General features: G+C 67.4%; 13 protein-coding genes and 3 rRNA genes. 8 read left to right on the top strand and 8 right to left on the bottom strand.

Going from position 1 to position 21,924, the window contains the following annotated elements; genetic code table 11:
- Positions 1-2 precede the first annotated feature (2 nt).
- Entirely contained in the window at positions 3-1,148 is a 1,146-nt protein-coding gene (gene mtnA, locus OHA11_RS28770) for an S-methyl-5-thioribose-1-phosphate isomerase (RefSeq protein WP_266501274.1), read from the bottom strand.
- 140 nt (positions 1,149-1,288) lie between these two features.
- Here mtnA and OHA11_RS28765 point away from each other — a divergent pair, with 140 nt between their 5' ends.
- Genes OHA11_RS28765 through OHA11_RS28745 form a run of 5 tightly spaced genes read left to right on the top strand, consistent with a single transcriptional unit; the run spans position 1,289 to position 6,989 of the window.
- Complete coding sequence (locus OHA11_RS28765; protein ID WP_266501272.1) at positions 1,289-2,707, top strand: hypothetical protein; 1,419 nt, start codon at positions 1,289-1,291, stop codon at positions 2,705-2,707.
- Between the two features lie 4 nt (positions 2,708-2,711).
- Positions 2,712-3,461 carry a DUF4129 domain-containing protein gene (locus tag OHA11_RS28760; protein WP_266501271.1) on the top strand — a complete coding sequence of 250 codons (750 nt, stop codon included), beginning with the start codon at positions 2,712-2,714 and terminating at the stop codon, positions 3,459-3,461.
- Entirely contained in the window at positions 3,458-4,690 is a 1,233-nt protein-coding gene (locus OHA11_RS28755) for a DUF4350 domain-containing protein (protein WP_266501269.1), read from the top strand. Before OHA11_RS28760 ends, OHA11_RS28755 begins: the two co-directional genes overlap by 4 nt.
- Positions 4,690-5,679: a MoxR family ATPase gene (locus OHA11_RS28750; RefSeq protein WP_266507526.1), complete on the top strand. Its 990-nt coding sequence runs from the start codon at positions 4,690-4,692 to the stop codon at positions 5,677-5,679. The genes OHA11_RS28755 and OHA11_RS28750 overlap by 1 nt, the downstream gene beginning before the upstream one ends.
- Entirely contained in the window at positions 5,679-6,989 is a 1,311-nt protein-coding gene (locus OHA11_RS28745; protein ID WP_266501267.1) for a DUF58 domain-containing protein, read from the top strand. The genes OHA11_RS28750 and OHA11_RS28745 overlap by 1 nt, the downstream gene beginning before the upstream one ends.
- A gap of 107 nt (positions 6,990-7,096) precedes the next feature.
- Here OHA11_RS28745 and rrf read toward each other — a convergent pair.
- The 4 genes from rrf to OHA11_RS28725 form a co-directional block, all read right to left on the bottom strand.
- Positions 7,097-7,213 (bottom strand): 5S ribosomal RNA (rrf, locus tag OHA11_RS28740).
- An 88-nt stretch (positions 7,214-7,301) separates the two neighbouring features.
- Positions 7,302-10,424, bottom strand: a 23S ribosomal RNA gene (locus OHA11_RS28735).
- Between the two features lie 315 nt (positions 10,425-10,739).
- Positions 10,740-12,267 (bottom strand): 16S ribosomal RNA (locus OHA11_RS28730).
- Together the 16S, 23S and 5S rRNA genes form the textbook arrangement of a ribosomal RNA operon.
- Positions 12,268-12,882: 615 nt before the next feature.
- Positions 12,883-13,890 (bottom strand): stage II sporulation protein M, encoded by a 1,008-nt coding sequence (locus OHA11_RS28725; protein ID WP_266501263.1) that lies wholly within the window; start codon positions 13,888-13,890, stop codon positions 12,883-12,885.
- 117 nt (positions 13,891-14,007) lie between these two features.
- Here OHA11_RS28725 and OHA11_RS28720 point away from each other — a divergent pair, with 117 nt between their 5' ends.
- Positions 14,008-15,063: an RDD family protein gene (locus OHA11_RS28720; RefSeq protein WP_266501261.1), complete on the top strand. Its 1,056-nt coding sequence runs from the start codon at positions 14,008-14,010 to the stop codon at positions 15,061-15,063.
- An 8-nt stretch (positions 15,064-15,071) separates the two neighbouring features.
- On the opposite strand, the gene OHA11_RS28715 is transcribed toward OHA11_RS28720, so the two are convergent.
- Positions 15,072-15,686, bottom strand: a complete 615-nt coding sequence (locus OHA11_RS28715; RefSeq protein ID WP_266501259.1) for a hypothetical protein — start codon at positions 15,684-15,686, stop codon at positions 15,072-15,074.
- 81 nt (positions 15,687-15,767) lie between these two features.
- Entirely contained in the window at positions 15,768-17,225 is a 1,458-nt protein-coding gene (gene ahcY, locus OHA11_RS28710) for an adenosylhomocysteinase (RefSeq protein ID WP_266501257.1), read from the bottom strand.
- A 415-nt stretch (positions 17,226-17,640) separates the two neighbouring features.
- On the opposite strand from ahcY, the gene OHA11_RS28705 reads away from it, so the two are divergent.
- Both OHA11_RS28705 and lepB read left to right on the top strand, forming a co-directional pair.
- Entirely contained in the window at positions 17,641-19,947 is a 2,307-nt protein-coding gene (locus tag OHA11_RS28705; protein WP_266501254.1) for a fructose-specific PTS transporter subunit EIIC, read from the top strand.
- Positions 19,948-20,103: 156 nt separating this feature from the next.
- Entirely contained in the window at positions 20,104-20,772 is a 669-nt protein-coding gene (gene lepB / locus OHA11_RS28700; protein ID WP_266501251.1) for a signal peptidase I, read from the top strand.
- A 150-nt stretch (positions 20,773-20,922) separates the two neighbouring features.
- On the opposite strand, the gene OHA11_RS28695 is transcribed toward lepB, so the two are convergent.
- The gene (locus OHA11_RS28695; RefSeq protein ID WP_266501249.1) at positions 20,923-21,903 is read right to left on the bottom strand and encodes a cation diffusion facilitator family transporter; all 981 of its coding nucleotides are present in this window, start codon (positions 21,901-21,903) and stop codon (positions 20,923-20,925) included.
- Positions 21,904-21,924: the final 21 nt, after the last annotated feature.

The raw sequence follows: 21,924 nt of genomic DNA, 5'->3' as shown, positions 1-21,924 counted from the left end.
AACTAAATCGTTACCTGGCGTGACCTGTCACACAGCTCTGCAAGCGCCTCAGCCGTCACGGGAGACACAGCGCCTTCCTCGGTGACGATCGCCGTCACCAGCTCGGGCGGCGTCACATCGAACGCCGGGTTGTACGCCTGGGTCCCCAGGGGTGCCACCGGTATCCCGCCTCCCGCTTCCGCTCCCGCCACCGGCACCTGGGGTGCCGTGATCTCCGTCACTTCATGACTGGCGCGCTGCTCGACCTCGATCGCTGCTCCGTTCGGAGTGTCCGGATCCACCGTCGTCGCCGGCGCCACCACGATGAACGGCACATGGTGGTACCTGGCCAGCACCGCGAGCGGATAGCTCCCCACCTTGTTCGCCACCGAACCGTCGGCGGCGATCCGGTCGGCCCCGATCAGCACCGCGTCCACCTCTCCCGCCGAGAACAGCGATCCCGCCGCGTTGTCCGTGAGCAAGGTGTACGCCATTCCGCTGCGCGCCGCCTCATAGGCCGTCAGGCGAGCACCCTGCAGCAACGGCCGCGTCTCGTCCACCCAGAGCCTGCGCAGCCGCCCCGCCCGGTGCGCCGCGAGCGCCACCGCGAACGCCGTGCCCTCACCCCCGGACACCAGCGCCCCGGTGTTGCAGTGCGTCAGGATCCGGTGGTTGCCCCCGGGCAGCAGCTCGTCCAGGAGCGCCAGCCCGTGCACGGCCATCCGAGCGCTGGCCTCGGCGTCCTCCTCGTGGAGTGCCCGAGCGGCGGCGAGCGCGGCCTCGGCGGCCTGCTCCCGGTCACCACCGCCCCGCAGCACCGCGCGGTGGGCCGCCTGGGCCCTGCGTGCCCCGTACGAGAGGTTCACCGCGGTGGGCCGTGCACCCGCGAGCGCGGCCGCGGCCTCGTCCACGTCGAACCCTCGCGCGGCGGCGAGCGCGACCCCGTACGCCCCGGCGATGCCGAGCAGCGGCGCCCCGCGAACGGCGAGCGTACGGATCGCCTCCACCAGGGCAGGCGCGTCCGTGCACACCAGCTCGACCTCCTCGGCGGGCAGCCTCGTCTGGTCGAGGAGGACCACCACAGGACCTTCCGGCGGCTCGTCCCACCGGATCGCCGGTACCTCGGTGGTCCCGTTGTTCTCGCGGGATTGCGCGTACTGATCAGCCATCCGCCCAGTCTGCCCCGTACCGGCCGGACAATTGAAGGTGTGCAGCCCATACGGCGGCCGGTCACTTCCCGGCCACACCGTGGCACGATGGCAGCCAACCTGCCGCCGCGACCGCGGGCGGGCACCGTGAAGGAGCGACGATGAAAGACACTCCGGGCTGGGCATCGCCCGGATCTGCCCCTTCCGACGGGCAGAACGGACAGGAGCCGACGGTTTCCGGTCCGACCCCGCCCGCGGACCAGCCCGGTCCTACGGAGCCCGCGGACGAGCCGGCTGCGGACAGGCCGGGCCAGCCTGGCCCCGACCCGTCCGGTCCGGGCCCGAAGTGGTCCAAGGAGCAGCCCCCACCCGCCCAGTGGCCCGCCCCCGGCGGCCCCCAGGGCACCCCGCCCCAGGCCCCGCCACCACCCCCGCCAGGCCCCGGCTGGGGCGGTCAGCCACCGGCCGACCCCGGCGGGTACGGCGGTTACGGGGGCCCCGGCGGTCCTGGTGGCTACGGCGGCCCCGGCGGTTACGGTCCCGGTGGCCACCCCGGCTGGGGCCCCGGCTGGGGCGGTCCCCCGCCCGCGGCCAAGCCCGGCGTCATCCCGCTCCGCCCGCTCGGCGTCGGCGAGATCCTCGACGGCGCGGTGTCGACCATGCGTACGCACTGGCGCACCGTCCTCGGCATCTCGCTGACTGTCGCCGTCTTCACCCAGATCGCCGTGATCCTGCTCCAGGGCTTCGTCCTGGACGACAGCGCCAGCACGGAGACCCTGAACGACCCCAGCGCCACCGCCGGCGAACTGTCCCGCGCCCTGGGCGACACCCTCCTGAACACCGGCGTCGTTCTGCTGGTCACCCTGCTCGGCACGATCTTCGCGACCGCCCTGCTCACGACCGTGACCAGCCGCGCCGTGCTCGGCAAGTCGGTGACCACCTCGGAGGCCTGGCGTGACGCCCGGCCGCAGCTGCCCAAACTCTTCGGCCTGACCTTCCTGCTCCCCCTCATCGCCATCGCGACCGCCGCCGCGGGCACGCTGCCCGGCATCCTCGTCGGCCTCGCCGGCGGCGGTGACGGCGCCGTCGCGCTCGCCGTCTTCGGCGGCCTGGCCGCGGCCGTCGTCGCGCTCTGGCTGATGGTCCGCTTCTCGCTGGCCTCGCCCGCACTGATGCTGGAGAAGCAGAGCGTCCTGAAGTCGATGAGCCGCTCCGCGAAGCTCGTCCGCGGCTCCTGGTGGCGGGTCTTCGGCATCCAGCTGCTCGCCACGATCATCGCGAACATCGTGGCGTCGATCATCGTGATCCCTTTCGCCTTCGTCGCCTCCGCGCTCAGCGGCGAGGGTGTCACCGGCTTCCTCGACACCGCCACCGGCGACCTCGGCTGGACGTTCCTGATCATCAGCGGGATCGGCTCGGTGATCGGCGCCATGCTCACGTTCCCGATCACCGCCGGCGTCTCCGTGCTCCTCTACATCGACCAGCGCATCCGCCGCGAGGCCCTCGACCTCGACCTGGCCCGCGCGGCCGGCCTCCAGGACTACGGCTCCGGCACCCCCGGCTCCACTCGGGGGAGCTGACGGAGTGAGCCTGGCGGGGGGAGTTCTCACAGCCGTACTGACGCTGCCACACACCAGCGGCACAGCCGTACGCACACTGTCGCGTGGCGAGGGCGAACCGCCGGTGACGATCCCGCGCGACCCCGCGCGGGAGGCGGCCCGGCGCGAACTGTCCAAGCGGATGTACCACGAGAACGACCCCAGCCTGCTCGAACGCGCCCTGAACGCCTTCTGGGAGTGGGTGGACAAGCTGTTCAACGCCGCCTCCTCCGCTACACCGGGCGGCGCACTAGGCCTCCTTGTCGTCATCCTCGCGGCCGTGGCCCTCATCGGCGCCCTCTGGTGGCGCCTCGGCAGCCCACGCCGCGGCCCGACATCGGCTGCCCCGCTCTTCGACGACCGGCCGCGCAGCGCCGCCGAGCACCGCGCGGCCGCCGAGGCACACGCGGCCCAGGGCCACTGGAACCAAGCCGTCCAGGAGCGCATGCGCGCCGTCGTGCGCTCCCTGGAGCAACGCGCCCTGCTCGACCCCCGCCCCGGCCGCACCGCCGACGAGGCCGCCGCCGAAGCGGGCCACACGCTTCCCGCCCACGCGGACCGACTGCGCGCCGCGGCCCGGGACTTCGACGACGTGACATACGGCGGGCGAACGGCCACCTCGGAGACGTACGACCGTCTCTCACAGCTCGACCGCGACCTGGAACGCACCAAGCCGGTCCTGGCGAGCAGCACGCAGAGCACACCCCACAGCGCCCGCCAGGGGGCCGCCGAATGACCCCCGAGGCGCGCGAGGCACCCGCACCCGAGGCGCCCGCGGCCACCCTCCCGTCCACCTCGGCCTCTCTCACCGCCCGCCAGGTGTGGACCCGCACGCGCGGTGTCGTGCTCGCACTCGTGGTCCTCCTGGCCGCCGCCGTCGCCATCGCCGCGGTCCGCTCGGACGACCGGCGCGGCAGCCTCGACCCGCGCTCCGCCGACCCCTCCGGCAGCCGCGCCGTCGCCGAACTCCTCGCCGACCAAGGCGTGTCCACCCGCGTGGTCACCACCCTGGAAGAGGCCCAAACCGCCATCGGCTCGGACACGACCCTGCTGGTCGCCCGCCCCGACCTGCTGACCGGCCGCCAGCAGAGCCGCCTCCACTCGGCGTTCACGAGCTCCGGCGGCCGTACCGTCCTCGTCGCCCCCGACACCCCGTCCGTCGGCACCCTCGCCCCGGGAGTCGCCGCCGACCCCGCGCTCAGCTTCGACTCCGCACTCCCGCCCGGCTGCGCCCTGCCCGCCGCCCGGCGAGCGGGCACGGCCGACACCGGCGGCATCCGCTACACCACCACGGACGACGCGTCCGACGCCGACTCCTGCTACCCCAGCGACGGCCTGCCCACCCTGTTGCGCATCCCGGCGGCCGAGGGGACCGGCGACACCGTCGTGCTCGGTTCTCCCGACATCCTCCGGAACGAACGCCTCGACAAGCAGGGCAACGCCTCGCTCGCCCTCCAACTGCTCGGTTCCCGTCACCACGTGGTCTGGTACCTCCCCTCACTCTCCGACGACTCGGCCACCGACTCCGGTGACCGCAGCTTCTTCGACCTGATGCCCTCCGGCTGGCTCTGGGGCACGCTGCAGCTCTTCATCGCGGCAGCCCTGGCCGCCCTCTGGCGCGCCCGCCGCCTGGGCCCTCTCGTCCCGGAGAAACTCCCCGTCGCGATCCGCGCCTCCGAGACCGTCGAAGGCCGCGCCCGCCTCTACCGCAAGTCCAACGCCCGCGACCGCGCAGCCACGGCTCTGCGCTCCACCACCCGCACCCGCCTCGCCCCCCTCGTCGGCGTATCCCCCGCCCAGGCGCACGCGCCCGAGACCCTGCTCCCCGCCCTGTCCACCCAGCTCCGCCGGGAAGGACAGGCCCTGCACTCCCTCCTCTTCGGGCCGCCACCCAGCGACGACGCCGCCCTCATCGCTCTCGCCGACCAACTCGACGCCCTCGAAAGAGAGGTACGCCGTCCATGATGGACCCGACCACTGACAACGCCGGGTACACCGGGGATCCGGGCACCGCCCGCTCCTCCCTGGAAGCCCTGCGCACCGAGATCGCCAAAGCCGTGGTCGGCCAGGACCCCGCCGTGACCGGCCTCGTCGTAGCTCTCCTCTGCCGCGGACACGTCCTGCTCGAAGGGGTCCCCGGAGTGGCGAAAACGCTGCTCGTCCGGGCCCTCGCGTCCGCACTCGAACTCGACACCAAGCGCGTCCAGTTCACCCCGGACCTGATGCCGAGCGACATCACGGGCTCCCTCGTCTACGACGCCCGCACCGCCGAGTTCTCCTTCCAGCCGGGCCCGGTCTTCACGAACCTCCTCCTCGCCGACGAGATCAACCGCACCCCGCCGAAGACCCAGTCGTCCCTCCTGGAGGCCATGGAGGAGCGCCAGGTCACCGTCGACGGCACCCCTCGCCCGCTCCCCGAGCCGTTCCTGGTCGCCGCGACCCAGAACCCGGTCGAGTACGAGGGCACGTACCCCCTCCCCGAAGCCCAACTGGACCGATTCCTCCTCAAGCTGACGATCCCTCTCCCGTCCCGCCAGGACGAGATCGGTGTCCTCACCCGGCACGCGGAGGGCTTCAACCCGCGCGACCTGCGCGCCGCCGGCGTGCGCCCCGTCGCCGGCCCCGCAGACCTCGAAGCCGCCCGCGCGGCTGTGGCCAAGACCTCGGTCTCTCCCGAAATCACCGGCTACGTAGTGGACATCTGCCGCGCCACCCGCGAATCCCCGTCCCTCACCCTCGGCGTCTCCCCACGCGGCGCGACGGCGCTCCTGGCCACGGCCCGCGCCTGGGCCTGGCTGACCGGCCGCGACTACGTCATCCCCGACGACGTGAAAGCCCTCGCGCTCCCGACCCTCCGCCACCGCGTCCAACTCCGCCCGGAGGCAGAGATGGAGGGCGTGACGGCCGACTCGGTCATCAACGCGATCCTCGCCCACGTCCCCGTACCCCGCTGATGGCCCTCACCGGACGCACCGCCCTCCTGGCGGCCCTCGGCTCCCTCCCCGTCGGCCTCTGGGAACCCAGCTGGACAGGCATCCTCGCCGTGAACACTCCCCTGGCCCTCGCCTGCGCCTGCGACTTCGCCCTGGCAGCCCCGGTACGCAGCCTCGGCCTGACCCGCTCCGGCGACACCTCCGTACGCCTCGGCGAAACGGCCGACGTCACCCTCACCGTCACCAACCCGTCCCGCCGCCCCCTGCGCGCCCGCATCCGCGACGCCTGGCCTCCGAGCAGCTGGCAGCCCGGCACGGAGATCGCCGCGTCCCGCCACGAGCTCACGGTCCCCGCAGGCGAACGCCGACGCGTCACCACCCGCCTTCGCCCCACCCGCCGCGGCGACCGCCAGACGGACCGCGTCACCATCCGCTCGTACGGTCCTCTCGGCCTCTTCGCCCGCCAGGGCAGCCACAAGGTCCCCTGGACGGTACGCGTCCTGCCCCCGTTCACCAGCCGCAAGCACCTCCCCTCGAAGCTGGCCCGCCTGCGCGAACTCGACGGCCGCACCAGCGTCCTGACCCGCGGCGAGGGCACGGAATTCGACAGCCTCCGCGAGTACGTCCCCGGCGACGACACCCGCTCGATCGACTGGCGCGCCACCGCCCGCCACTCCACGGTCGCCGTACGCACCTGGCGCCCCGAACGCGACCGCCACATCCTCCTGATCCTCGACACGGGCCGCACTTCCGCGGGCCGCGTCGGAGACATCCCCCGCCTCGACGCCTCCATGGACGCGGCCCTCCTCCTGGCAGCCCTCGCTTCCCGGGCCGGCGACCGTGTGGACCTCCTCGCATACGACCGCCGCGTACGTGCCCTCGTACAGGGCCGAGCCGCAGGCGATGTCCTTCCCTCGCTGGTCAACGCCATGGCCCACCTCGAACCGGAACTCCTCGAAACGGACGCCCGCGGCCTCACCTCCACGGCTCTCCGCACGGCCCCGCGCCGCTCACTGATCGTGCTCCTCACCACTCTCGACGCGGCCCCCATCGAGGAAGGACTGCTTCCCGTACTCTCCCGCCTCACTCAGCGCCACACAGTCCTCGTCGCTTCGGTGTCCGACCCCCACATAGAGCGCATGGCAGCGGCACGCGGAAACACCGACGCCGTGTACGAGGCCGCCGCAGCGGCGCAGGCCCAGACAGAACGCCATCGCACCGCGGAACAACTCACCCGCCACGGAGTGACTGTCGTCGACGCGACACCGAACGATCTGCCGCCGGCCTTGGCGGACGCATATCTGGCACTCAAGGCAGCGGGACGCCTTTGAGCACTGCGGAAGCGCAGGGGCGGAAAGGGAATCGCGCCCGCCATAAAAACTCCCTGAAACGCAAGAAAGCCCCCGCACCGAAGTGCGGGGGCTTTCTCTTAAAATTCGTTCGGCGGCGTCCTACTCTCCCACAGGGTCCCCCCTGCAGTACCATCGGCGCTGTAAGGCTTAGCTTCCGGGTTCGGAATGTAACCGGGCGTTTCCCTCACGCTATGACCACCGAAACACTATGAAACTGACAAACCGGAGCCGTGACCATGGCTACAACGGTTGTTCGTGGTTTCAGAACCAACACAGTGGACGCGAGCAACTGAGGACAAGCCCTCGGCCTATTAGTACCGGTCAGCTTCACCCCTTACGAGGCTTCCACATCCGGCCTATCAACCCAGTCGTCTACTGGGAGCCTTAACCCATCAAGTGGGTGGGAGCCCTCATCTCGAAGCAGGCTTCCCGCTTAGATGCTTTCAGCGGTTATCCCTCCCGAACGTAGCCAACCAGCCATGCCCTTGGCAGGACAACTGGCACACCAGAGGTTCGTCCGTCCCGGTCCTCTCGTACTAGGGACAGCCCTTCTCAAGACTCCTACGCGCACAGCGGATAGGGACCGAACTGTCTCACGACGTTCTAAACCCAGCTCGCGTACCGCTTTAATGGGCGAACAGCCCAACCCTTGGGACCGACTCCAGCCCCAGGATGCGACGAGCCGACATCGAGGTGCCAAACCATCCCGTCGATATGGACTCTTGGGGAAGATCAGCCTGTTATCCCCGGGGTACCTTTTATCCGTTGAGCGACGGCGCTTCCACAAGCCACCGCCGGATCACTAGTCCCGACTTTCGTCCCTGCTCGACCCGTCGGTCTCACAGTCAAGCTCCCTTGTGCACTTACACTCAACACCTGATTACCAACCAGGCTGAGGGAACCTTTGGGCGCCTCCGTTACCCTTTGGGAGGCAACCGCCCCAGTTAAACTACCCATCAGACACTGTCCCTGATCCGGATCACGGACCCAGGTTAGACATCCAGCACGACCAGACTGGTATTTCAACGACGACTCCACAGACACTGGCGTGCCCGCTTCACAGTCTCCCAGCTATCCTACACAAGCCGAACCGAACACCAATATCAAACTGTAGTAAAGGTCCCGGGGTCTTTCCGTCCTGCTGCGCGAAACGAGCATCTTTACTCGTAGTGCAATTTCACCGGGCCTATGGTTGAGACAGTCGAGAAGTCGTTACGCCATTCGTGCAGGTCGGAACTTACCCGACAAGGAATTTCGCTACCTTAGGATGGTTATAGTTACCACCGCCGTTTACTGGCGCTTAAGTTCTCAGCTTCGCCACACCGAAATGTGACTAACCGGTCCCCTTAACGTTCCAGCACCGGGCAGGCGTCAGTCCGTATACATCGCCTTACGGCTTCGCACGGACCTGTGTTTTTAGTAAACAGTCGCTTCTCGCTGGTCTCTGCGGCCACCCCCAGCTCAAGCAGCAAGTGCTATCACCAGTGATGGCCCCCCTTCTCCCGAAGTTACGGGGGCATTTTGCCGAGTTCCTTAACCATAGTTCACCCGAACGCCTCGGTATTCTCTACCTGACCACCTGAGTCGGTTTAGGGTACGGGCCGCCATGAAACTCGCTAGAGGCTTTTCTCGACAGCATAGGATCATCCACTTCACCACAATCGGCTCGGCATCAGGTCTCAGCCTCAATGTGTGACGGATTTACCTGCCACACGGCCTACACCCTTACCCCGGGACAACCACCGCCCGGGCTGGACTACCTTCCTGCGTCACCCCATCACTCACCTACTACCACCTTGGGCCGACGGCTCCACCACTTTCCTTTCCCCGAAGGGTCCGGAACGGCTTCACGGTCTTAGCATCAGAAGGTTCGATGTTTGACGCTTCACAGCGGGTACCGGAATATCAACCGGTTATCCATCGACTACGCCTGTCGGCCTCGCCTTAGGTCCCGACTTACCCTGGGCAGATCAGCTTGACCCAGGAACCCTTAGTCAATCGGCGCACACGTTTCTCACGTGTGTATCGCTACTCATGCCTGCATTCTCACTCGTGAACCGTCCACCACTAGCTTCCGCTGCGGCTTCACCCGGCACACGACGCTCCCCTACCCAACCCAGCGGGCGTTGGCCCTCATGCTGGATTGACACGACTTCGGCGGTACGCTTGAGCCCCGCTACATTGTCGGCGCGGAATCACTAGACCAGTGAGCTATTACGCACTCTTTCAAGGGTGGCTGCTTCTAAGCCAACCTCCTGGTTGTCTCTGCGACTCCACATCCTTTCCCACTTAGCGTACGCTTAGGGGCCTTAGTCGATGCTCTGGGCTGTTTCCCTCTCGACCATGGAGCTTATCCCCCACAGTCTCACTGCCGCGCTCTCACTTACCGGCATTCGGAGTTTGGCTAAGGTCAGTAACCCGGTAGGGCCCATCGCCTATCCAGTGCTCTACCTCCGGCAAGAAACACACGACGCTGCACCTAAATGCATTTCGGGGAGAACCAGCTATCACGGAGTTTGATTGGCCTTTCACCCCTAACCACAGGTCATCCCCCAGGTTTTCAACCCTGGTGGGTTCGGTCCTCCACGACCTCTTACAGCCGCTTCAACCTGCCCATGGCTAGATCACTCCGCTTCGGGTCTTGAGCGCGCTACTAAACCGCCCTGTTCGGACTCGCTTTCGCTACGGCTTCCCCACACGGGTTAACCTCGCAACACACCGCAAACTCGCAGGCTCATTCTTCAAAAGGCACGCAGTCACGACGCAAGGAACAAGTTCCTTGCGCGACGCTCCCACGGCTTGTAGGCACACGGTTTCAGGTACTATTTCACTCCGCTCCCGCGGTACTTTTCACCATTCCCTCACGGTACTATCCGCTATCGGTCACCAGGGAATATTTAGGCTTAGCGGGTGGTCCCGCCAGATTCACACGGGATTTCTCGGGCCCCGTGCTACTTGGGTGTCTCTCAAACGAGCCGTTGATGTTTCGACTACGGGGGTCTTACCCTCTACGCCGGACCTTTCGCATGTCCTTCGCCTACATCAACGGTTTCTGACTCGTCCTGTCGCCGGCAGACGACAGAAGAGAGATCCCACAACCCCGCATACGCAACCCCTGCCGGGTCTCACACGTATACGGTTTGGCCTCATCCGGTTTCGCTCGCCACTACTCCCGGAATCACGGTTGTTTTCTCTTCCTGCGGGTACTGAGATGTTTCACTTCCCCGCGTTCCCTCCACACACCCTATGTGTTCAGATGTGGGTGACAGCCCATGACGACTGCCGGGTTTCCCCATTCGGAAACCCCCGGATCAAAGCCTGGTTGACGACTCCCCGGGGACTATCGTGGCCTCCCACGTCCTTCATCGGTTCCTGGTACCAAGGCATCCACCGTGCGCCCTTAAAAACTTGGCCACAGATGCTCGCGTCCACTGTGCAGTTCTCAAACAACGACCAACCACCCACCACCCCACCCTCACGGGCGAGTTCACTGGGGCCGGCACTGAAGGCAGCCAATCAACCGGCCGTACCCTCAGACACCCAACAGCGTGCCCGGCACCCTCGCCACTCGTGATCAGCTTTCCACGCCCCGAAGGACAGTACTGGCAGCCGAGATGACTGAGAGTGCCGAATAATCAACGTTCCACCCATGAGCAACCACCGTCGGACGTGTGCCGACGTAATGGCCCTGGACCACCAAGTGAACCCGGCGGCCTAGATGCTCCTTAGAAAGGAGGTGATCCAGCCGCACCTTCCGGTACGGCTACCTTGTTACGACTTCGTCCCAATCGCCAGTCCCACCTTCGACAGCTCCCTCCCCACAAGGGGGTTGGGCCACCGGCTTCGGGTGTTACCGACTTTCGTGACGTGACGGGCGGTGTGTACAAGGCCCGGGAACGTATTCACCGCAGCAATGCTGATCTGCGATTACTAGCAACTCCGACTTCATGGGGTCGAGTTGCAGACCCCAATCCGAACTGAGACAGGCTTTTTGAGATTCGCTCCGCCTTGCGACATCGCAGCTCATTGTACCTGCCATTGTAGCACGTGTGCAGCCCAAGACATAAGGGGCATGATGACTTGACGTCGTCCCCACCTTCCTCCGAGTTGACCCCGGCAGTCTCCTGTGAGTCCCCAACCTCCCGAAGGAGTTGCTGGCAACACAGAACAAGGGTTGCGCTCGTTGCGGGACTTAACCCAACATCTCACGACACGAGCTGACGACAGCCATGCACCACCTGTCACCCGACCACAAGGGGGGCACCATCTCTGATGCTTTCCGGGCGATGTCAAGCCTTGGTAAGGTTCTTCGCGTTGCGTCGAATTAAGCCACATGCTCCGCTGCTTGTGCGGGCCCCCGTCAATTCCTTTGAGTTTTAGCCTTGCGGCCGTACTCCCCAGGCGGGGAACTTAATGCGTTAGCTGCGGCACCGACGACGTGGAATGTCGCCAACACCTAGTTCCCACCGTTTACGGCGTGGACTACCAGGGTATCTAATCCTGTTCGCTCCCCACGCTTTCGCTCCTCAGCGTCAGTAATGGCCCAGAGATCCGCCTTCGCCACCGGTGTTCCTCCTGATATCTGCGCATTTCACCGCTACACCAGGAATTCCGATCTCCCCTACCACACTCTAGTCTGCCCGTATCGAATGCAGACCCGGGGTTAAGCCCCGGGCTTTCACATCCGACGCGACAGACCGCCTACGAGCTCTTTACGCCCAATAATTCCGGACAACGCTTGCGCCCTACGTATTACCGCGGCTGCTGGCACGTAGTTAGCCGGCGCTTCTTCTGCAGGTACCGTCACTTGCGCTTCTTCCCTGCTGAAAGAGGTTTACAACCCGAAGGCCGTCATCCCTCACGCGGCGTCGCTGCATCAGGCTTCCGCCCATTGTGCAATATTCCCCACTGCTGCCTCCCGTAGGAGTCTGGGCCGTGTCTCAGTCCCAGTGTGGCCGGTCGCCCTCTCAGGCCGGCTACCCGTCGTCGCCTTGGTGAGCTTCTACCTCACCAACAAGCTGATAGGCCGCGGGCTCATCCCTCACCGCCGGAGCTTTCAACCCCCACCCATGCGGGCAGGAGTGTTATCCGGTATTAGACCCCGTTTCCAGGGCTTGTCCCAGAGTGAAGGGCAGATTGCCCACGTGTTACTCACCCGTTCGCCACTAATCCACCCCGAAGGGCTTCATCGTTCGACTTGCATGTGTTAAGCACGCCGCCAGCGTTCGTCCTGAGCCAGGATCAAACTCTCCGTGAATGTATTCCCGTAATCGGGACAACACCACGAGAGCGGAACAGTCAGGCGGAATAAGCCCGGCTGTTCACAACGTCCTCGCTGTGCGCCTGCCAGGACCATGCCCGGCAGGACTTTTTCAAAGGAACCTCCACCCACCACATAATGCGGTGGACGGGGTATCAACATATCTGGCGTTGATTTTTGGCACGCTGTTGAGTTCTCAAGGAACGGACGCTTCCTTCGTACTCACCCGAGATAATCTCTCGCGGCTTTCCTCCGGGCGCTTCCCTTCGGTGTTTCCAACCTTACCAGATCCGTTTCCCGTTCCGTTTCCGGTCGGAATTCATTTCCAGCGGCCAGTTGGCAGGCCTTTGCCTATTCGATTGCCTCGTGGCTTTCTTTCGGCGAGTCCGACTTTATCAGAAGTTTTTGACCGGCCTGACCGGCCACTCGTTCCTGATTTATCGGGAAGGGCTTCTCCGGAATCCAATTCCAGGAAGCTGACAGACGCTAACCGCCGCCACCGAACTTGTCCAGTTCTAGGCAACTGTTCAAATCTACCTCCCCACACGTCCCGTGTCAACGGTTTTTGTGGGGCGAGGAGGACAGTAGCAGCTTGGTCGGCGTGCCTGCACATCAGGCAGCGGTCGGTACGGAAGCGCTGCGTTCGGCTTCCTCGACGTCGCCCGTCTCGCCTGCACGTGCCGCGCGACCGCCCAGGATGTAGACGTACGCGAGGAAGAGCAGCTCGGCGGCTATGCCTATGCCGATGCGAGCCCAGGTCGGGAGGCCGGACGGGGTGACGAAGCCTTCGATGGCGCCTGAGACGAAGAGGACCAGGGCCAGGCCTATCGCCATGCCCAGGGCGGCTCGGCCCTCCTCGGCGAGAGCGGAACGGCGGGTGCGGGGGCCCGGGTCGATGACAGTCCAGCCGAGGCGTAGTCCCGTACCGGCCGCTACGAAGACTGCGGTCAGTTCCAGGAGGCCGTGCGGGAGGATCAGGCCGAGGAAGGTGTCGAGGCGGCCGGCCGAGGACATCAGGCCGATGCCCACGCCCACGTTGAGCATGTTCTGGAAGAGGATCCAGACGACCGGCAGGCAGAGGAAGGCGCCGAGTACCAGGCACATCGCGGCGGCCTGGGCGTTGTTCGTCCACACCTGGGCCGCGAAGGACGCCGCTGGATGGCTTGAGTAGTAGGTCTCGTACTCGCCGCCGGGGCGCGTGAGCTCCTGCAGTTCGCTTGGGGCCGCGATCGAGGACTGGATCTCCGGGTGGGTGCCGATCCACCACCCCAGGAGGACGGCGACCGCCGTGGAGAGCAGCGCGGTGGGGACCCACCAATGGCGTGAGCGGTAGACCGCGGCGGGGAAACCGTGTGTGAGGAAGCGGGTGACATCGCGCCAGGAGGCGCGGCGGGTGCCTGTCACCGCACTACGCGCGCGTGCCACCAGTTGACTGAGGCGGCCGGTGAGCTGGGGGTCCGGGGCGCTCGACTGGATCAGGGAGAGATGGGTCGCCGTGCGCTGGTAGAGGGCGACCAGTTCGTCGGCCTCGGCGCCGGTGAGACGACGTTGGCGGCCGAGCAGTACGTCGAGCCGATCCCATTCGGCTCGGTGGGCGGACACGAAGACGTCGAGGTCCATCGGGTTCGCTGCTCCTCGGCTGCTCGTCGTGTGGTCAGCTTGTCGCACTGCGGCGTGATCTGCCCTCAGCTTGGCAGACTGGCTGTTCTCGGGGCGGTTCGGGGAAGGACGGCGGGCGTGAGTGAGCTTGTGACGGGCGAGGCGGTGGCGCTGGAGCTGCGTCCCGTGAAGCTGCCGACCCGGGTACTGGCCGTGGTGCTCGACCTGGCGGTGGCGGTGGCCGCCTATATCGCTGTGACCATTGCCCTGGTGGCGTCCACAGCCGCTCTCGACGAGGCGGCGCGGATGGCGGTGTCGATCGCCGCGTTCATTCTCTTGCTGGTGGGCGGGCCGATCGCCGTGGAGACGCTCAGTCATGGGCGGTCGCTGGGGAAGATGGCGTTCGGGCTGCGAGTGGTGCGGGACGACGGTGGGCCGATCCGGTTCCGGCATGCGCTGGTGCGTGGGGCGGTCGGCGTCGTCGAGATCCTGATGACGTTCGGGATCGTGGCGTGCATCGCGTCGCTGGTGTCGGAGCGGGGGCGGCGGCTCGGTGATGTGTTCGCGGGGACTCTGGTCGTACGGGAACGGATTCCGGCCGGGCGTACGTCCTTCGTTCCTCCCCCTCCGCCTTGGCTGGCGGGGCGGTTTTCCGGGCTTGATCTGTCCGGCGTTCCGGATGGGCTGTGGCTGGCTGTCCGGCAGTACCTGACGCGGATGCAGCAGCTGGACCCGCAGGTCGGCTGGGCGATGGCGGAGCGGCTCGCGGCCGATGTCGCGGAGCGCACCGGGGCACCGGCACCGCAGGGCGTGCCGCCGGCGGCGTATCTGGCGGCCGTGGTGCATGAGCGGCAGGCGCGGGAGGCCCGGCGGGCGTTCGGCAGCGGAGGTGCAGGTGGTGGGTCTGCCGTCGGCAGCCAGTGGGACGGCGTGCCGGGAGGGGGCGGGCCTGTGATGCCGTACGGGATGGTTCCGTCGCCCGGGTCGGCTTACTCCTCCCCGCCGGGTTCGGATCATCCGGCGGCTCCTCACCCCTCGGCCACGGGACCGACGCCGCCGCCCGGTGCGGGAGGCGCGGCCGCGGCTCCCGCGAAGGCGCAGGCGCAGGCACCGGCACCGGCACCGGCACCGGATTCAGCCCCGCAGGGTGCCGACGCGGCGAGGTCCACCACCGGGTTCGTACCGCCCGCGTGACGCCTTTGTCAGGCGAACGTCGACGGCGGTGATTCGAGGTCCTCGAGCTCGATGCCGGGCGCAGAGAGGACCACGTCGCCGGAGAGGTGCACGGTGTGCTGCTCGCCGGTGTCCAGGGCTGTGACCTGGTATTCCTCCACCGCCAGGGGGCCGTTGTCAGTGGCGTGTGTTTCTCTCGTGATCAGGGCCCAGGACTGGTCGAGGGTGCGCGGGGCGAGGACCGGGTCCGTGAAGGCGACGAGGCGGACACGCGTGGCGGAGGCATCGGGGGTGAGGCGCAGCAGACGTGCGGTGGCGATGAGGAACGCGGGGGATGTGCCGGTGAAGGCGTGGGCGCGGACATTGCCTTCGGTGGCGTGAGTTCCCGTGGGGTCGGTGCGGACCCAGGTGACGCCGTCGAGGGCGGCACCGCGGACCTGCCAGCCCGAGGCGTGCAGTTCGAGACGGATGGGGCGGCCGAGGTCGTCGAGGGCGAGGTCGACTGAACCGGCAGGGTCGCCGGAGGGGGTGGTCAGTTGGGAGACGTAGCGCCAGCCGGAGGGGCCGGGCGCGCAGTGGAAGTTCTCTTCGGCGAGGGGGGTGTGATCGTGCGGATCATGGAGCGAATATCGGCCGCGGGGCATGGTGGCTCGGGTCCTCGTAGGGGGCAGGCCCCCGCCGGTGACGGCGAGGGCCTGCTGACAACCGTTGGCTGAGCACTGGGCTCAGTAGCGGTAGTGGTCCGACTTGTACGGGCCCTCGACCTGGACGCCGATGTAGCTGGCCTGCTCGGGGCGGAGCGTGGTGAGCTTCACGCCGAGCGCGTCGAGGTGGAGACGGGCGACCTTCTCGTCGAGGTGCTTGGGCAGCACGTAGACGTCGGTCGGGTACTCGGACGGCTTGGTGAACAGCTCGATCTGGGCCAGGGTCTGGTCCGCGAAGGAGTTGGACATCACGAACGACGGGTGGCCGGTCGCGTTGCCCAGGTTCAGCAGACGCCCCTCGGACAGGACGATCAGCACCTTGCCGTCGGGGAACTTCCAGGTGTGGACCTGCGGCTTGACCTCGTCCTTGACGATGCCCGGGATCTGCGCGAGGCCGGCCATGTCGATCTCGTTGTCGAAGTGACCAATGTTGCCCACGATCGCCTGGTGCTTCATCTTGGCCATGTCCGCGGCCATGATGATGTCCTTGTTGCCGGTCGTGGTGATGAAGATGTCGGCCTTGTCGACGACCTCGTCCAGCGTCGTGACCTGGTAGCCGTCCATCGCCGCCTGCAGCGCGCAGATCGGGTCGATCTCAGTGACGATGACGCGGGCGCCCTGCCCGCGCAGGGACTCCGCGCAGCCCTTGCCCACGTCGCCGTAGCCGAAGACGACCGCGGTCTTGCCGCCGATGAGGACGTCGGTGGCGCGGTTGATGCCGTCGATCAGGGAGTGGCGGCAGCCGTACTTGTTGTCGAACTTCGACTTGGTGACGGCGTCGTTCACGTTGATCGCCGGGAACAGCAGCGAGCCCTCGCGGTGCATCTCGTACAGGCGGTGGACGCCGGTCGTGGTCTCCTCGGTCACGCCGCGGATCTCCGAGGCGACCTGGGTCCACTTCTGCGAGCCGTTCGAGATCGTCCGGGTCAGCAGCTCCAGGACGACGCGGTGCTCGTCGGACTCCGCGGTGTCGGCGGAGGGGACCTTGCCGGCCTTCTCGTACTCGACGCCCTTGTGGACGAGCATGGTGGCGTCACCGCCGTCGTCCAGGATCATGTTCGGGCCGCCGGTGGGGGTGTTCGGCCAGGTCAGCGCCTGCTCCGTGCACCACCAGTACTCCTCCAGCGTCTCGCCCTTCCAGGCGAAGACCGGGATGCCCTGGGGGTTGTCGGGCGTGCCGTTCGGGCCGACCGCGACGGCGGCGGCGGCGTGGTCCTGGGTGGAGAAGATGTTGCAGGACACCCAGCGGACCTCGGCGCCCAGGGCGACCAGGGTCTCGATCAGGACGGCGGTCTGCACGGTCATGTGCAGCGAGCCCATGATGCGGGCACCGGCCAGCGGCTGGGTGGCGGCGAACTCCTTGCGGATCGACATCAGGCCGGGCATCTCGTGCTCGGCGAGAGTGATCTCCTTGCGGCCGAACTCGGCCAGGGAAAGATCGGCGACCTTGAAGTCCTGTCGGTTGTCGACAGTGGTCATTCGAGCTGCTCCTCGGGTTGGGGCGAGGTGGATGGGCTGGCTCTGCGCGGCGGCGGGCACGATGTGCGCCCACGGGGCACACGAATGCCCGGTGCCTTGCGCAGCGCAGTCCGTCGGAGGCCCTCTCTCCCTCGGCCGGCCCGTACGGGACCGCCCGACCGCCATCAGCAGCGACGTCTGGCTCGGTTACGAATCTACACCGATCGGCGCAGCGGGCCCCAGCCCGCCTCCGGACAGAAAGAAGCGGAGTCCGAGGGTCCGCAGGGTGGGGAGCAGGGGGTAACAAGCTTGGGCAGAACGGGACGTTTGAACTTTTGGCCCTGCGCAGGGGGCTGTTGCAGGATGCCGGGGATCGGGACCATGTGCGCGAGCTCGCGGATCGCGATCCCTCACAACAAAGCGTTAGGAGATCGACGTGACCAGTCCGGCCGGCCTTCCCCCCACGGGCGGCGGCAGTGGCGAGCGGCAGCAGTTGAAGCTGCTCGCGGTGACCGCCTGCCCGACCGGCATAGCCCACACGTACATGGCGGCGGAGAAGCTCTCGCAGGCGGCGGAGCGGCTCGGTGTCGACATCAAGGTGGAGACCCAGGGCTCGATCGGGGCCGAAAACATACTCTCTGACAACGATGTCAAGTCCGCTGACGGCATCATCATCGCCGCCGACAAGGACGTGGACCTGAGCCGGTTCGCCGGAAAGCGAGTCCTGACGGTCGGCGTCGCCGCGGGAATCCACCACCCCGAGCGGCTGATCGAGCAGGTACGGACCGCGCCCGTGCACGGAGGAGATGGGGGCGGAACCAGTGCATCCGTATCCACGAACCGAAGCGGCGGTGGCAGTGGCGGTGGCGGCCGGGAGCGGAGCGTCGGGTACAAGGCGCTGATGAACGGCGTCAGTTACATGATTCCGTTCGTCGTGGTCGGCGGGCTGCTGATCGCGATCTCGCTGACGCTCGGCGGGCACACCGATCCGTCCGGCGGGCTGGTCATCCCGAAGGACTCCTTCTGGATGGACGTCAACAACATCGGCGTCATCGGCTTCCAGCTGATGGTGCCGATCCTGTCCGGCTATATCGCGTACGCGATCGGGGACCGGCCCGCGCTGGTGCCCGGCATGGTCGGCGGGTGGATCGCCAACACCGGTTCGCTGTACGACTCCGAGGCGGGCGCCGGCTTCATCGGGGCGATCGTGACCGGGTTCCTCGCCGGCTATCTGGTGCTGTGGATCAAGAAGGTCGAGGTTCCGAAGTTCGTCCGGCCGATCATGCCGATCATCGTGATCCCGATCGTGGCGACGACGGCGCTCGGGCTGTTCTTCATCTACGTGATCGGCCGGCCCATCTCCTGGGTCTTCGAGCATCTGACGGACTGGCTCAGCGGGATGACCGGGACCAGTGCCGTGCTGCTCGGCGCGATCCTGGGGCTGATGATCGCGTTCGACATGGGCGGGCCGGTCAACAAGACGGCGTTCCTGTTCGGTGCGGGGCTCATCGCGACCGGCAACCAGGAGGTCATGGGCATGTGCGCGGCCGCGATTCCGGTGATGCCGCTCGGGCAGGGCCTCGCCACTCTGATCCGGAAGCGGCTCTACACGGAACAGGAGCGCGAGACGGGTCTTGCCTCGCTGTTCATGGGGTTGTTCGGGATATCCGAGGGCGCCATTCCGTTCGCCGCCGCACGGCCGGCGCAGGTCATCCCCGCCAACATGCTGGGCGGCGCGGTGGCCGGAGCGGTCGCGGGTCTGGCCGGGGTCGAGGACGCGGTACCGCACGGCGGGCCGATCGTGGCGGTGCTGGGTGCCGTGAGCGGCGTACCGATGTTCTTCGTGGCCGTGGTGATCGGGACCGTGGTGACCGCCGTGACGACGGTCGCGCTCGTCGATATGGCTGAGCGCAGGCGGAGGGGGCAGTCGATGGTCGACGGGTTGTCGCCGCAGCCGGAACTCGCCCTCGCGGGTGTGGGTGTGGGTTCGGATGTGGGTGCGGGTGTCGGGAGTGACGGCCTCGGCGTTGGCGGCGGGACGGCCACCGCGCACGCTCCCGCCCAGCGGACTGCATCGGCTCCCGGATCGACAGGTTCCACAACCGTCGACACCGTCGACACCGGCAGCAACAGCGGCGACGGCAGCGGAACGGGAGACGGCGACGGTCCGGGCTCGAAGAGCCCCGCCGATGCCTCCCCCGATGCCTCCCCCGAGGCATCAACCGACACATCCGCCGACGTGTCCGCCGACACGTCCCCGGACGCAGCCGCCGGTACCTCGGACGGCGAAGTCCTGTCCGGCTATCTCACCGCGCGGACCGTCAAGGTTCGGCTCGGCTCCGGTGACAAGGAGGCCGCGATCCGGGAGATGGCCGGGCTGCTGGGCGGCACCGGGAAGGTCACGGACGTCGAGGAGTTGGTGGCGGCGGCGCTGCGGCGCGAGGAGCAGGGCACGACGGGGCTGGGTGAGGAGATCGCGATCCCGCACGCCAAGACCGACGCGGTGACGGCGCCCGTCGTCGGGTTCGCGCGGTCCGCGGAGGGCGTCGAGTGGGGTTCGCTCGACGGTACGAAGGCCCGGCTCGTGTTCATGATCGCCGTGCCGCAGGCCGCCGCAGGGGATGAGCATCTGCGGATCCTGGCGCTGCTGTCCCGGAAGTTGATGGACGCCGGGTTCCGGGAACGGCTGACGGCGGCTCCCGACGAGGCGGCGGTTCTCGACGTGCTGCGCGAGATCCGGTAGCCGAAGCCGCGCGGATGCGTCCGGGGCCTCGCACCTCTCGGAGGTCGCGAGGCCCCTCCCGTTCGAGGTCCCTCAGATCCGAAGCCCCTCCCGTTCATCGGGACGCCTTACTCTCCGCACTCGCGGAAGTGCCGCAAGGGGAGGGAGGGGGCAGGGATGCGGGAGGGACGCAGACTGGCGCTCACGGCCTGGGTGTTGGGACCGTTGGGGCTCGTGTTGCTGATCGGCTCGGTGCTGTATGTGCGATCGGCCTATACGTGGGTCACCGTGGCGAGTACGAGTATGTCTCCCACGTACACCACCGGGGACCGGCTGGTCGTGGAGTTGATGGACGGGGACCAGGTCCGCCGGGGCGATGTCGTCCTCGTCGACTCGCCCCTCCCCGACCTCGACGCGCCTGTACTCAAGCGGGTCGTGGGCGTCGGCGGTGACCGGGTGGCGTGCTGCGAGGGCAGTGGCACGGACGAGCGGGTGACGCTCAACGGGCGGCCGCTCAAGGAGTCGTACGTACGGGACGGTGTCGCCGACGGGATCGGGCGGCCGTACGACCTGAAGGTGCCCGACGGGCAGTTGTTCCTGCTCGGCGACCACCGGGGGAACTCGATCGACTCCCGGTTCTACGGGAGCGGAGACACGGCGGGCGCGGTGTCGGCCGGGGCCGTGCGGGGGCGGGTGGTGGACGGCCTGGGCGGCGCGCTGTTCGCGCTCCTGGGCGCGGTGCTCGGGCTGGTGCTCGCGCTGGTCGGGCTCGGCTGCGGGATCGCGGCCCGGGTCGTACGACGGCGGTCGGTGCCTCCTCCGCCACCCTGGCCCGTGCACACATAGGCGGCGCGGCACGGACGTGCGGCACAGACGTACAGGCGCCTGTACGCGGAAAGGCCCGCCGAATCGCTCGGCGGGCCCCGGTCTCGTACGAGGAAGGGGGCGCCCCCTTCCTCGTACGGGAAGTCAGTGGTCGGCTCCTCGTACGGGAAGTCAGTGGTCGGCGGTGGGTGCGGCCGGGCCGCCCGGGGTGGCCTCTCGGTCCGGGCCCTTCGCGGCCTCGGTCTCGCTGTAGATGTCGGGTTCGAGGTAGATGACGCGGGCGATCGGGACGGCCTCGCGGATGCGGGCCTCGGCGGCGTTGATCGCGGCGGCGACCTCGGTGGCCGTTTCGTCGTGCTTGACGGCGATCTTGGCTGCGACCAGCAGTTCCTCGGGGCCGAGGTGGAGCGTGCGCATGTGGATGATGCCGGGGACGGTGTCGCCGTCGACGAGCGCGGCCTCGATCTTCTTGACGTCCTCGACGCCGGCGGCCTCGCCCAGGAGCAGCGACTTGGTCTCGGCGGCCAGGACGATCGCGATGACGATGAGCAGGATGCCGATGCAGAGGGTGCCGATGCCGTCCCAGACGCCGTCGCCCGTGCCCAGGGCCAGGCCCACACCGATGAGCGCAAGGACCAGACCGACGAGCGCGCCGAGGTCCTCAAGGAGCACGACCGGCAGCTCGGGGGCCTTGGCGTGGCGTACGAACTCCGTCCAGGACTGCTTGCCGCGCAGCGTGTTGGACTCCTTGATGGCCGTCCGGAAGGAGAAGGTCTCGGCGATGATCGCGAAGACGAGGACGCCCACCGGCCAGTACCAGTGGGTGATCTCGTGCGGGTGCTTGATCTTCTCGTAGCCCTCGTAGATCGCGAACATGCCGCCGACCGAGAAGAGGACGATCGAGACGAGGAAGGCGTAGATGTACCGCTCGCGGCCATAGCCGAAGGGATGCTGCGGGGTCGCCTCACGCTGGGCCTTCTTGCCGCCGAGGAGCAGCAGGCCCTGGTTACCGGAGTCGGCGAGCGAGTGCACGGACTCGGCGAGCATCGACGACGAACCGCTGAAGAGGAACGCCACGAACTTCGCTACCGCGATCGCGAGGTTGGCGGCGAGTGCCGCCACGATCGCCTTGGTGCCGCCTGACGCGCTCATGTGTTCCCGATGTCCCTTCGT

It is taken from the genome of Streptomyces sp. NBC_00878 (assembly GCF_026341515.1).
In the GTDB taxonomy this organism is placed as follows: domain Bacteria; phylum Actinomycetota; class Actinomycetes; order Streptomycetales; family Streptomycetaceae; genus Streptomyces.
The sequence above is the reverse complement of the archived record's forward strand: the minus strand, read 5'-3'. Positions and strand labels throughout refer to the sequence as shown.